This window comes from Thalassospira sp. A3_1, from assembly GCF_017744215.1.
In the GTDB taxonomy this organism is placed as follows: domain Bacteria; phylum Pseudomonadota; class Alphaproteobacteria; order Rhodospirillales; family Thalassospiraceae; genus Thalassospira; species Thalassospira lucentensis_A.
In genome coordinates, this window is sequence record NZ_JAGHQQ010000002.1 from 240,965 (window position 1) to 253,587 (window position 12,623).

Consider the following 12,623-nt stretch of genomic DNA (forward strand, 5'->3'; position numbering starts at 1 on the left):
AATCGGCGACCTGATTCCAGAAGCGAGTAGTGCGATGAAGAATGATGAAGCGCTTTCCGGATTTTTGCGCGGCACAGCGGCGACGTTTCGCGCGCTTGCCGGACGCAATGATCTTGAAGTCGGCTTTGTCAAAGGCGGCCGGGCAGGTGGCTATGGCGAACATGTGCGCCTGCCGATGCCCAAACAGGCGCTGCCGAAGGACGAGGTTGCCGATCTGCGTGGTGTTGCCGATGGCTGGGCCCTGAAACTGCGTCACCATGACGTGGCCCTTCATGCCCGGCGCATGCCCGAAACGGCCGAGGCACAGGCCGTCTACGATGCGCTGGAAACGGCGCGTTGCGAGGCGGTCGGTTCGCGTTATTTCCCCGGTGTGCGCAAGAACCTTCGGGAACATGCCGAACAGGATTGTCGTGCAAAGAACTTCCATCGTCTGACCGCGCGCGAAGATGCGCCTTTTGCCGATGCGATCGGCATGCTCGCGCGCGAGATTTTTACCGGTGAACCGGCCCCGCAATCGGCCCGTCCGCTGATCGATTTGTGGCGCGCCCATATCGAAAAAAATGCCGGTACGGATCTGGCCGACCTGCGTGACGTGCTTGACGATCAGGACGCATTTGCCCGTGGGTTGCGTCGTCTTCTTGATCATCTTTCGCTGGAAGATGATATCGACGATGCTCCGCCTGAAAACGAAGGCGAGGACGAAGACGAAAAAGACGGCGAGACCGACCCGGACGAAGAACTCGACAGTCAGGGCGGTCAGCAGGGGCAGGCCGACGAGTCCGAACCGGATGGCGACGACCAGCAACAGGATGCCGGTACCGAAGAAGCCGAAGCAGGCGAAGGCGATATCGACGACCAGCAGCTTGAAGCCATGTCGCAGGAAGAACAGCCTGCCGGACCGGGCGAACAGCCAGAATTTGATGGCCGGAACGAACCGATTGAACGCGGCTATGAGCCATTTACCCGTGAATTCGATGAAATCGTCACCGCCGACGAGCTTTGCGAAGGTCTGGAACTGTCGCGTTTGCGCGCGATGCTCGATAAGCAGCTGGCGAATTTGCAGAATGTCGTTTCACGTCTTGCCAACCGCTTGCAACGCCGCCTGATGGCGCAGCAGAACCGCGGTTGGGATTTCGACCTTGAAGAAGGCATTCTTGACGCAGCAAAGCTTGCCCGCATTGTTGCAACGCCGTCAACCTCGCTGTCTTTCAAGCAGGAACAGGATACGGATTTCCGCGATACGGTCGTGACGCTGCTGATCGATAATTCCGGTTCCATGCGTGGCCGACCGATTACGATTGCCGCCCTTTCGGCCGATATTCTGGCGCGTACCCTTGAACGTTGCGGGGTGAAGGTCGAAATTCTTGGCTTTACCACCCGGCAGTGGAAAGGTGGGCAATCGCGTGAAAGATGGGTTGAAAATGGCAAGCCGCCGAAACCCGGTCGTTTGAACGATCTGCGTCACATCATCTACAAGGCAGCCGATACACCTTGGCGGCGCGCACGCAAGAATCTTGGCCTGATGCTGCGCGAAGGATTGCTTAAGGAAAATATCGATGGCGAAGCGCTGCTTTGGGCGCATGAACGACTTCTGGGCCGTTCGGAACAACGCCGGATATTGATGGTGATTTCCGATGGGGCACCGGTCGATGATTCGACCCTGTCGGTAAATTCCGGAAACTATCTGGAACGCCACCTGCGCGAGGTTATCGACTGGATTCAGACCCGTTCGCCGGTTGAATTGCTTGCAATCGGCATTGGGCATGACGTCACACGCTATTACCAGCGTGCCGTGACGATCAATGATCCGGAAGAATTGGGCGGTACCATGTTGCGCGAATTGTCCGATCTGTTCGATGAACAGGGCGCGCGCCAACCCAAACGCCCGATGCGTCATGTGCCTGCTGATAACGCAAAGGACAAGGCGACCGGCGATCGCGACCGCTGGTAGGTAAAGGGGATAGGGCCGTCATGACAGCCATTACCCGATTTGCCCCCAGTCCGACTGGCTTTCTGCATCTTGGCCATGCGGCTTCGGCCCTGTTTTCCGCAAAACAGGCCGGGCCGGATGGCCGTTTCCTTTTGCGGATTGAGGATATCGATCAGACCCGCTGTCGTCCGGGATATATCGATGCGATCTACGAAGATCTCGGCTGGCTGGGGCTTCAATGGGAAGAACCTGTTCGCATCCAGTCGCAACATTTCAGCGATTATCAGCAGGTGCTTCATCGTTTGACCGATGCCGGTCTGCTTTATCCCTGTTTTTGCACGCGAAAAGACATCCAGGCCGAAATTGCGCGGATTGGAAATGCTCCTCACGGCCCGGATGGGGCGCATTATCCGGGAACCTGTCGCGATTGCAGCGTGTCCGAACGTACGGACCGCATTGCCGCCGGTGAAAGCTATGCCCTGCGTCTGGATATGGGGCGGGCCCTCAGGCAGGTTGGTGGCCCATTGTCATGGTATGATCGCAAGGCCGGCAAGCAGGAGGCAACGCCGGAAATATTTGGCGATGTTGTGCTTGCCCGCAAGGATACACCGACCAGCTATCATCTGTCGGTGACCCATGATGATCATTTGCAGGGCATCAACCTTGTCACCCGTGGCGAAGATCTGTTTTTCGCAAGCCACCTGCATCGGTTGCTGCAGGGATTACTGGGGTACGACGTTCCTGAATATCACCATCACGGCTTGCTGACCGGGCCGGATGGCAAACGTTTTGCCAAACGTGACAAATCCAAAACGCTGCGTTCCATGCGCGACGAAGGCATGACCGCGGACGAGGTCATTACGATGACCGGCTTTGTCTGAGCGATGCGGTTCTGGTTTCCAGAAGGTCCGGCCGTTCAACAAACCAGTTGCGGATAAAATCGATCATCAGCCGGTTCTTGACCGGCAGGTTCGCCTGATACGGATAGACCAGATAGATCGGCCGCAAGGGCGATGAATAGCCATCAAGTGCTGTTTCAAGCAGTCCTTCGGAGATTGCCGGAAGGGCAACATAACGCGGCAGTCGGGCAACACCCAATCCGCGGATTGCGGCATTGCGCAGCAGCGGATAATGGTTCAGACGCAAATTACCGATTGCCGGGACGGATTGTGCGCCGTCATCGGAAAAGAAAACCCAGTTGCCATCCTTGTAATACTGAAAGTTCAGCAGGCAATTGTGGTTTGCCAGATCGGCGGGGGTTTCAGGTTTTGGGTGCTTTGCCCAATAGACCGGGCTTGCGCATACCAGTTCGGAAAGTTGTCCCAACGGAATGGCAACCTGTTCCGGATCGTTCGTCAGTCCCGCACGGATCGCGATATCGATATGGGCCGATTGCAGATCGCGAAATGTGTTTTCCAGCTCCATCTCGATCTGGATGCGCGGATGGGTTCTTTGAAACGCGACGATGATGTCATCAAGAAACATTTCCCCAAAGGAAACAGGAACCGTGATGCGTACGGTTCCCACCGGCTCGCCACGCAGGGCTTCGACGGCCTCGAATGCGGCGTTGGCACTTTGGGTGATGTTTTGGCAATACTCCAGAAAGGTCGTACCGATCTCGGTCGGTTCGACCTTGCGGGTGGACCGGAACAGCAATTGCGCACCCAGTTCTGATTCCAGTCTTTTGACATGCTGGCTGATCAGGCCCTTGGACACGCCAAGCACCTTGGCGGCCTGCGTAAAGCCACCATTTTCTATCACGGCCGCAAAGCTGCGCATTTCGCTAAGATAATCTTTCATTGTTTAGGATATTAAACAAAATGTTTGAAAATCACCAGATTAACATCACCATTGTCCTATGAGACGATCTCTCCATTACAACATATTCCGACGATGGAGGATTAAATGAAAGTTCTGTTGGTGGGCGCATCGGGAATTATCGGACGTGGAATTGATGCCGAATTATCCCAACGTCACGAAATCGTTCGTGCGTCCCGTTCAAGCGGGGATGTCAATGTTGACCTGACCGATATTGCATCAATCAGGGCAATGTTTACCAAGGTAGGCAAGGTCGACGCGGTTGTTTCAGCGACGGGTAAGGTTCATTTCGGTGACTTTTCTGAAATGGACGATGACAAATACCGCATCGGTATCAATGACAAGCTGATGGGGCAGGTCAATCTGGTGCTGGTCGGGCGTGACCATGTGGCGGATAGCGCATCATTCACGCTGACTACCGGTATCCTGTCCAAAGACCCGATCCGTTATGGCAGCTCGGCCTCGATGGTGAATGGCGCAATCGAGTCATTCGTGCGTGCCGCAGCGATTGAAATGAAGCCGGGCCTGCGAATCAATGCTGTCAGCCCCGGTGTGATCCTTGAGGCAATGGAAGGATATGCACCGTATTTCCGTGGGCATGATCCCGTTCCGGCAGCACGTGCAGCCCTTGGTTATGCAAAGTCAGTCGAAGGTCTTCAAACCGGTCAGGTTTTCGAGATTTTCTAACGGCAGTTGAGAAAACCGGTCGGGACATCATGTCTTGGCCGGTTTTGGGCATTACAAGGGGCCTTGCTCCGAAAAAACCATACTTTCTATCTGGAATTATGCAGGGCGACTGCTTACTATCCAAACAGCTAATGTTGCGCATCCGATGGTTGAGCGTGTAAACGGCTGTAACGGAAATACCGGATGGGGCAGTTAACGGCCAGGATGGCCAAAACCTTGAAACGGTTGCTTTTGGAACCGGGACACGGGAACGAAGCAGGGCCGGCACTGCAAAAGAAGGTTCGTGGGGACCTTCTTGACCTTGCCTATCGTAACAACTGGGCGAACGTTCTTGTCAATCTGGCGGCCGGAAGCGGCCTTGCAGGGACCCTGTGGTTTCAGGGCGAACTGTCATTTGGCATGAGCATATGGGTTGCCGTTATCATTATAACGACCGCGATCCGGTTGTTTGGTGGGTATCGTTATCATGCCGAACGGCGACTGGTTTCGGCGTTTGATGATACGGATTTCCACAAATGGCTTGTCCGATACGCCTTGGGTGTTTGTTCTGGGGCAACGCTTTGGGCGTTGGCAGCCATATTTGATCTGCCAGGACAAAGCAATGAAAGCCGGTTTGTCATGCTCATCATTCTTGCTGGGCTTGCCGGCGGGGCAACCGGTATTCTGGCCCCTGTTTTCCGGGTCGGGCGGTTTTATCTTGTGATGCTGCTGCTGCCAGCCTGCATTGTATTGATCGTCATGCCCGAACCGAACTATGTGCTGGCTGGACTGGGCTTCATATTTCTGACTGTCATGATGGTTACCCATCGCAACAATCATGTGATCCTCTATCGGTCGCTTGCGCTTAAACATGAAAATGACGGTCTGGTCGATGATCTGCGCGAACAGAACCGGATCACCCGGGACTGGAATGTGACACTGGAAACCCGCGTGGCGAAACGGACGCGGGAACTTCGCAATCTTCTGGTCCGTGACACTTTGACCGGATTGCTGAACCGCGACGGCATTGTGTCCTGGTTTGAAGAAGCCCGTGCAGGCCACGGTAATCGTGCTTATGCGGTTCTGTTCATTGATCTTGACCATTTCAAACAGATCAATGACGGGTTGAGCCATGCGATCGGCGATCTGGTGCTTAAGGAAGTTTCGGCCCGCCTGCGGGAATATGTTGATGAACGTCATGCGGTGGGGCGTTGGGGTGGTGATGAATTCATCATGATCCTGACCGACCAGCCCGAAAACCTGCATCAACTGGTTGATCAGACCATCGGTGAGGTTCGTGCGGCGGTCAACCGGCCCATCCATATTGCGGGACAGACATTGCATGTCGGTTTTAGTACTGGCGTTGCTTTCGGGATGACGGAAAACCCGCAAATTGCCGAAATGATCCACTGGGCCGATCTTGCCGCAGCGGAAGTCAAACGATCAGGACGTGGCAGCGTGCACAGTTATGACAGCAAATTACTGGTCGAACAGGAACGTCGGCTTGCCATAAATCAGGCCCTGCGTCAGGCGATGCCAAGCGACGAGCTGTATCTTGAATATCAGCCAGTGGTAAGTGCAAAAACTGGGGAAATCGAGGCCTACGAAGTTTTGCTGCGGTGGGAAAGTGGCGAACTTGGGCGTATACCGCCCGACGAGTTTATCCCGATTGCCGAGGAATCCGCGCTGATTGTCGATATCGGTGAATGGGTTATGCGCGAGGCCTGCAAAACCATTCTTGACTGGTCCGGTTTTGCAGGCGGGCCTAAGGTGGCGGTTAACGTCTCGGTCCGTCAGATCGTGGTTCCGCGTTTTGCCCGTATGGTGGAGAACCTTCTGCTTGAAACCGGGTTGCCAGCCAACCGTCTGATTATTGAGGTAACGGAATCGATCTTTGATATCCGGCGCACGCAACTGATTTCGGAAGTCCTGTCTGATCTGCATGATCAGGGGGTGGAAATCCATATTGATGATTTCGGCACCGGCTATTCATCCCTTTCACGGTTGCATCAGATCCGTGTCGACGCCGTAAAAATCGATAAATCTTTCATCCTGAACATGGATATCAATGCACGTGCGGTGATTGAAGGGGCGATTTTGATTGCGCACCGGTTCGGGCTTGATGTGATTGCCGAAGGTATTGAAACAGAGCAACAGCGCAGTGAACTTGCCGCGATGGGCGTGGACGCCTATCAGGGTTATTTCTTTGCCCGGCCATCCAGCAGCCCCTGTGATGATCCGCATTGGCAGAATACGGAATCAAACGTTTAATCCTGCGTCGGATAAACAAAACGGCCCGTCCGCAATGCGGCAGGCCGTTTGTTGTCAGCGTGCAGTGCAAATGCTTAGCGGCTGAAATCCAGAAGCACAAGAAAGCAGACAGGAACCAGCGCCAGGGCGACATAAATCCAGATCGATGCGACAGGAATACCGAAATGCGCAAGCACATACCCGGCCAGATACAGAACCAGACCAATTACAGCGACAAGTAAAATGCCCAAAAGGGGCAGGGATACCTTGGAATCGGTTTTCATCTTGCGCAATGCTCCCCAAGCGTGTGCGGAATAACTATGACAGTACGCTAACACCGAATGCGCGATGATGTTTTGACAAGGATCAATCTGTGCTTCGGCGACATGGAGCAAATTACAGAGTGATCGCTACGTAACCTGTTCATTGAGCATGTTGATCAGACATATTCAGCAATCTGGCCACATGCTGAAGCTTGTCCGGATTGCGGGTGATAAAGATGCGGGTGATTTTGCCGTCCCGAATTTCAAGGGCGGTGGTTTGCAAGACATTGCCGCGCTCCAGACTGGCAAATCCAGGCAACCCGTCGATCCAAAGAAAAGACAGCAGCTTTTCAGCTTCGCCATACCGTTTGCGGAACAGTCCGGCAAACAGCCGCATGATCCGGTCGGCACCACGGATCGGGTTAAGCCACGCGTGAACTTTGCCGCCCCCGTCAGCGTGCATTACAACATTATCGGCCAGCATGGTACTTAATGTGCTGATATCGCCTTGGGTCGCGGCCTTGAAAAAGGCCAGTGTGATTTTTTCGCCTTCGTCGCGTTCGACGCTATATCGAGGTTTTGCTGCCCGGACATGTTTTCGGGCGCGCACGGCAAGTTGCCGGATGGCCGCCGGGTCACGATCCAGTGTTTCGGCGACATCATTAAGCGAGACCGAAAAAACGTCATGAAGTAGAAATGCCGCGCGCTCTAGCGGTGACAACCGTTCAAGCACCAGCATTAATCCAAGGGTCAGTTCATCGGTTTTTGGTTCTTCCTCGACTTCGACCAAAGGTTCGGGAAGCCAGTTTCCGACATAAATTTCACGTTGGGCGCGAGCGGACTTCATTACATCAAGGCATAGATGGGTGACGATGCGTTTCAGAAAAACACCGGGATTCCGGACAACACTTTGATCGGTGCGTTGCCAACGAATCCAGGCGTCCTGCACAACGTCATCCGCCTCGGCCAGAGAGCCAAGCATTCGGTAAGCCAACCGTTTGAGTTGAATGCGGTGTTTTTCGAACACCGCAATTGCATCATCAGGCGGGTACATCGGACGCATTAACCGGATGAGATGCAGCAAAGCCGATCTGGAACCGGTTCCAGCTATTGATCGCACCGATAGCCATCGTCAGATAAACCTGTTCTTCAGGGGTAAATACGCTGGCAAGGGCGGTATATTCCTCGTCAGAGGTGGCGTTGTTGGCGATCAGGGTCAAGGTTTCGGTCCAGGCAAGTGCAGCCCGTTCCCGTTCGCTGTAAAGCGATGATTCCCGCCATGCATCAAGCATATAGATACGCATTTCGCTTTCTCCGGCAGCACGGGCATCGGTGGTGTGCATATGAAGACAAAATGCACATCCATTGATCTGAGACGCACGGATTTTAACGAGTTCAAGCAGGCGATGCTCAAGGCTGCTTTCCTGAATGGCATCTTCCAATGCCATCATCGGCTTTATGCATTTTGATGCAAGTTTGAAATGGTTTTCAACACGCAGTGTCATGGTTTGTTTTCCTTGTTTTCCTTGTTTTGCTAGGGGACCGGTTGGCAGGTTCTCGGTGCAGCCAACATGCCGGATAAGGATCGCCGCACCCGGGGCGGGGAAAACTGATGCGGCGATCCGTGCCGGTGGAGGGGTTCCCCGCCGACGGGTTATTTCTCAATCGGGGTGGTCAGGACGGTCTCGTTGGTATCGACAACAAACACGGCAAGCAGTTTTGCCGGTTCGGTGTCACTGGCATTTGCGCTGACACCGTGGTGGTCGCCTGGATATTCGGAGAAGCTCTCACCGGCGCGATAGGTAATGACCGGGCCATCATTCACCTGACTGTTGATCGCACCCTCAAGAATGGTTGCGTAGATGAATGCCGATTCCGGATGGGTATGTGCCGAGGAAAAGCCGCCAGGGCCATATTCGACCAATACCGCCTTCATACTTTTGCCCGGTACATTGGGCAGTTCGTGCTCATAGACAACGGTGACTTTGGCGTCTTTGTCGTCCGAATGGGCCGCGGCGGCTTGTGCAAAAGTGATGGTCGCAAGCAGGGCGGACGCGAAGAGAAATTTCCTGATCATTTTTGCCTCCTGTCGGGGATGGGTAAACAAGCAAAGGTGGTCGTAGGTTGTGGATGTATGGGGCATTCACTGGGCTGCAATTGAATGCCCGAGCCAGTCTTCAAACCGGTTCGTGCCAAGCCGCGCATCGATATCCGGGACAAGTGCCTTTTCGGAAAGTTCAACACCGAAATAGGGGGCTTTGGGATCGGCAATGACGGTGCGAGGGTCCTGCATGGCACGCAGATATTTCGCGACCAGTTCATGCATGCGGAAACGATCCGGTCCGGCGATTTCGGCAATGCCGTTCATCGGTTTGCCAAGCGCAAAGGCCGCCATTGCATCGGCAACATCGTCCGATGAAATTGGCTGGATAAAGGCTGTTGAAAGGCGAACATCGTTTCCGATGGTGCCGGCATTGGCAATGCCGCTGACAAATTCAAAGAACTGTGTTGAATGGACGATGCTAAAGGGAATGCCTGATGCCCTGATCAGGTCTTCCTGCGCCTTCTTGGCGCGGAAATATCCGCTGTCCTGCAACTGATCTGTACCGACAACCGAAAGGGCGATGTGATGGCGGATACCGGCAGCCTTTGCGGCCGACAGAAGGTTCCGCCCAGATGTCTGGAAAAATTCCATGACCGCCGCGTCTTCAAACGAGGGAGAGTTGGCAAGATCAATAACGACCTCAGCCCCCTCAAGTGCCTCCGCAAGCCCGTCGCCGGTGATTGTATTGATACCTGTATTGGGGGAGGCCGCGATCACGTCATGGCCCTGCGCGGCAAGACGCGCGACGGTTTTGGTGCCGATAAGGCCAGTGCCACCGATAATGACGATCTTCATGTCTGAACCCTTCAAGCTGGTCTCGAGCGCTCGGACATCGGAATGACATTCCGTCGACGCTCGTAAACAAGACGAGACGGATTTTGCAGAAGTGACATGGCCCGGCATTTTTTGTGAAAAAAAAATCGACTGGCCTGTTGGAGAAGTATCCGGAGGGCGACAGAGGGAAGCCCTCACCTTGATATTATATGTGCTTGGTCGCGATCTGTCAGAATCGGGTATCCCGCAGGTATACGGAGTACCAAACTGAACCGGAGGTATGGCGGCGTGTCGGGAAAATCGCTTGATTCCGTGTGGTTGAGATGGGAAAAGCCGTTCTTGCGCGATGCAATATGAACGGAATGTGCAAAACAGGTGTTTTTGTCGTGTAAAAGCGTGGATGAAGGCTTGACGGCATCTGCCAGAGGCGGTAATAACCCGGCTCCAAGCGCGGGCCTGCATGTCAGGCCAAGCGTCCTTTTGCGAATTATAGACCAGGAGATCAGGTCATGGCACGTCGCTGCCCGGTATCCGGCAAAGGCGTTTTGGTCGGCATGAATGTGAGCCACGCCCACAACCGCACCAAACGTCGTTTCCTTCCGAACCTGCAGCCGACCTCGCTGCTGAGCGAGGCGCTCGGTCGTTCGGTGCGTCTGCGTCTGACCACCAATGCGATCCGCACCATTGAAAAACGTGGTGGTCTGGATGCATATGTGCTCGGCACTGCAGCTTCCAAGCTGTCGGCAGAGCTGGTGAAAATCAAACGCCAGGTCGCCAAGGCTGTTGAAGCAAAAGCTGCCTAAGGTACGCTTTCTGCTTTAAGAATTACGAAGGCTCGCGATTGCGGGCCTTTCGTTTTTCAAAGAATTCAGATCGCCCTGTTCCGGGGCCATAAAAGGGTCGTGCATCACCGATGCGCGGCCTTTTTGTTTGTTCGGGCGGGAGGACGCAGATACGAGTCGTCTTTGTTCATGCCGGTTTTATGCAAATGTTCGCGACTCGGCTTCAAGCGGCATTTGCGCTTTGCGAAAATTGGTCTATACTTTGCTCTATCAGTGATTTACGCGACCGCGTCGCATGGCTTGATGAAACGTCACGATATGTTCATCACCCGCGATTCGCGAACCTGCTAAATAGTGGGTGCGACTCGGTAAACACGGTGGAGCGGATGGTATGCATTTATCGCCCAATGCGTGTCCGGCACTTGTTCTTAACGCCGATTTCCGGCCGTTAAGCTATTTCCCGCTGTCCTTGTGGTCCTGGCAGGATACGCTAAAGGCAGTGTTTCTGGAACGCGTTGATGTTCTTTCAGAATATGACCGTGAAGTCCATTCCCCGTCCTTCAAAATGAAACTGCCGAGCGTAATATCGCTGAAGGAATATGTTTCGCTCAAAAGCAGCCCGGCCTTCACCCGGTTCAACGTGTTCCTCCGCGATCAGTTTTCCTGCCAGTATTGCGGGGATCGTCTGCCAACCAGTGATCTGACATTTGATCACGTTATTCCACGGTCGCGGGGCGGTCGCACGAACTGGTCCAACATTGTAACGGCCTGTTCGGACTGTAATCTGTTTAAGGGCAGTCGATCGATCCGGGAAGCCGGACTTCGGCTGCGCAGGACCCCCGAACAGCCGAGCATGCACGAACTCCAGACCATCGGACGCCGCTTCCCGCCAAACTATCTTCACGAAAGTTGGCGGGATTTTTTGTACTGGGATACCGAACTGGAATACGATTTCTGATTTTCCAATTCTGACGGGGCGGCAAAAGCCGACGAATCTTCGTCGGCTTTTGCTTGGTGTGGATCAGAATACATCCAGATCGTTGGCCAGAACGACCTTGCCATCATAACGTTCGGTTATTTCATTCAACGTGCTTTCGATCGGAGCCGCATAGTGCAGCACATGATAAAGCACCAGCAAACCCGGTCTGGTTTCGTTAGCAAGTTTTGCCAGATCGGTTGAAAGAGTATGTGCCGAAGCGTGATAAGCCTGCCAGTTCTCGGGAAGTCCTGACCAGCCTTCATGGCTTATGGCCTCGTGAAGCAGGACATCGGCACCACGTGCAACTTCGCGCAGCTTTTCATTATAGGTCGTATCACCGGAAATGACGATAATGCGGTCGGGCGTGGTGACGCGATAGGCAAAGGCATTGTCCCAGTTGCCATGTGTGATGGCGAAGGCCTCGACCGTTACATCCCCGTCTTTGAGAATGACACCATCATCCGAAAATTCGGTAACGTCGGCATAGGCAGCGTCACGATTGACAACCGGCTGGTTGCCGCCAAGACGGGTCTGCGTATCGTCGGCAAGCATTTCATATACACCTTCGCTCATGGCTTTGGTGCCGAAGGGGCCGAAGACCTTTATCTGATTGTCTCGCCGCCACCAGTAAGTCGCAATCAGCTCTGGATAATCAAGGACATGATCGCTGTGCAGGTGGGTTAAAAACAGATGATCGATCTTGGTTGGATACAGGCCGGAGATATTCTTCTTCTGTGCTGCTGCGATGGCATGCTGAACTACACCACCACCAATATCGAAGACATATGCCTCGTCATTATAGACAACAGCGATCCCGGCACCTGCGCGGTCGGTATCTGGCACGGGGGTACCCGTACCCAGCATGACGATTTTGGTTTCGGCTTGCGCTGTCTGTGTGTCAAACATGGCGATGCAGGCAAAAAGAACGGCACTAACAATGCCCGAAGTTTTTACGGATTTGTGCATATGTTTCCTCCCGATGCGAATGGATCAATATCTGCGTGTTGTTGTTTTTATGCGCATCCCAAAGGCTACGGGTGATAGGCAGCAAACCCTA

General features: G+C 54.0%; 13 protein-coding genes. 6 read left to right on the top strand and 7 right to left on the bottom strand.

What is annotated here, in order from left to right:
- Positions 1-34: 34 nt before the first annotated feature.
- Both cobT and gluQRS read left to right on the top strand, forming a co-directional pair.
- Positions 35-1,951 (top strand): cobaltochelatase subunit CobT, encoded by a 1,917-nt coding sequence (gene cobT / locus J7395_RS08115; protein WP_209221816.1) that lies wholly within the window; start codon positions 35-37, stop codon positions 1,949-1,951.
- Positions 1,952-1,971: 20 nt separating this feature from the next.
- Positions 1,972-2,811: a tRNA glutamyl-Q(34) synthetase GluQRS gene (gene gluQRS / locus J7395_RS08120; protein ID WP_209221156.1), complete on the top strand. Its 840-nt coding sequence runs from the start codon at positions 1,972-1,974 to the stop codon at positions 2,809-2,811.
- Here gluQRS and J7395_RS08125 read toward each other — a convergent pair.
- A complete protein-coding gene (locus J7395_RS08125; protein ID WP_209221157.1) occupies positions 2,789-3,730 on the bottom strand; it encodes a LysR family transcriptional regulator in 942 nt (313 codons plus the stop codon). The genes gluQRS and J7395_RS08125 overlap by 23 nt on opposite strands.
- A gap of 105 nt (positions 3,731-3,835) precedes the next feature.
- Here J7395_RS08125 and J7395_RS08130 point away from each other — a divergent pair, with 105 nt between their 5' ends.
- Entirely contained in the window at positions 3,836-4,435 is a 600-nt protein-coding gene (locus J7395_RS08130) for a short chain dehydrogenase (protein ID WP_209221158.1), read from the top strand.
- 216 nt (positions 4,436-4,651) lie between these two features.
- On the top strand, positions 4,652-6,685 hold the full coding sequence (locus tag J7395_RS08135; RefSeq protein WP_247742065.1) for a bifunctional diguanylate cyclase/phosphodiesterase: 2,034 nt from the start codon (positions 4,652-4,654) through the stop codon (positions 6,683-6,685).
- A 74-nt stretch (positions 6,686-6,759) separates the two neighbouring features.
- Here the strand turns inward: J7395_RS08135 and J7395_RS08140 are convergent, their stop codons facing one another.
- From J7395_RS08140 to J7395_RS08160, 5 genes are all read right to left on the bottom strand, one after another.
- Positions 6,760-6,948 carry a hypothetical protein gene (locus J7395_RS08140; protein WP_062951542.1) on the bottom strand — a complete coding sequence of 63 codons (189 nt, stop codon included), beginning with the start codon at positions 6,946-6,948 and terminating at the stop codon, positions 6,760-6,762.
- Positions 6,949-7,087: 139 nt separating this feature from the next.
- The gene (locus J7395_RS08145) at positions 7,088-7,990 is read right to left on the bottom strand and encodes a sigma-70 family RNA polymerase sigma factor (protein ID WP_348541216.1); all 903 of its coding nucleotides are present in this window, start codon (positions 7,988-7,990) and stop codon (positions 7,088-7,090) included.
- On the bottom strand, positions 7,968-8,432 hold the full coding sequence (locus J7395_RS08150) for a carboxymuconolactone decarboxylase family protein (RefSeq protein ID WP_062951540.1): 465 nt from the start codon (positions 8,430-8,432) through the stop codon (positions 7,968-7,970). The genes J7395_RS08145 and J7395_RS08150 overlap by 23 nt, the downstream gene beginning before the upstream one ends.
- Before the next feature lie 149 nt (positions 8,433-8,581).
- A complete protein-coding gene (locus tag J7395_RS08155) occupies positions 8,582-9,004 on the bottom strand; it encodes a cupin domain-containing protein (RefSeq protein WP_097051253.1) in 423 nt (140 codons plus the stop codon).
- A gap of 66 nt (positions 9,005-9,070) precedes the next feature.
- A complete protein-coding gene (locus J7395_RS08160; RefSeq protein ID WP_209221161.1) occupies positions 9,071-9,826 on the bottom strand; it encodes an SDR family oxidoreductase in 756 nt (251 codons plus the stop codon).
- A 488-nt stretch (positions 9,827-10,314) separates the two neighbouring features.
- Here J7395_RS08160 and rpmB point away from each other — a divergent pair, with 488 nt between their 5' ends.
- On the top strand, positions 10,315-10,608 hold the full coding sequence (rpmB, locus tag J7395_RS08165) for a 50S ribosomal protein L28 (RefSeq protein WP_062951537.1): 294 nt from the start codon (positions 10,315-10,317) through the stop codon (positions 10,606-10,608).
- A 370-nt stretch (positions 10,609-10,978) separates the two neighbouring features.
- Positions 10,979-11,545 (top strand): HNH endonuclease, encoded by a 567-nt coding sequence (locus J7395_RS08170; RefSeq protein ID WP_007089028.1) that lies wholly within the window; start codon positions 10,979-10,981, stop codon positions 11,543-11,545.
- Positions 11,546-11,608: 63 nt separating this feature from the next.
- On the opposite strand, the gene J7395_RS08175 is transcribed toward J7395_RS08170, so the two are convergent.
- Positions 11,609-12,532 carry an MBL fold metallo-hydrolase gene (locus J7395_RS08175; RefSeq protein ID WP_209221162.1) on the bottom strand — a complete coding sequence of 308 codons (924 nt, stop codon included), beginning with the start codon at positions 12,530-12,532 and terminating at the stop codon, positions 11,609-11,611.
- Between the last annotated feature and the right edge of the window lie 91 nt (positions 12,533-12,623).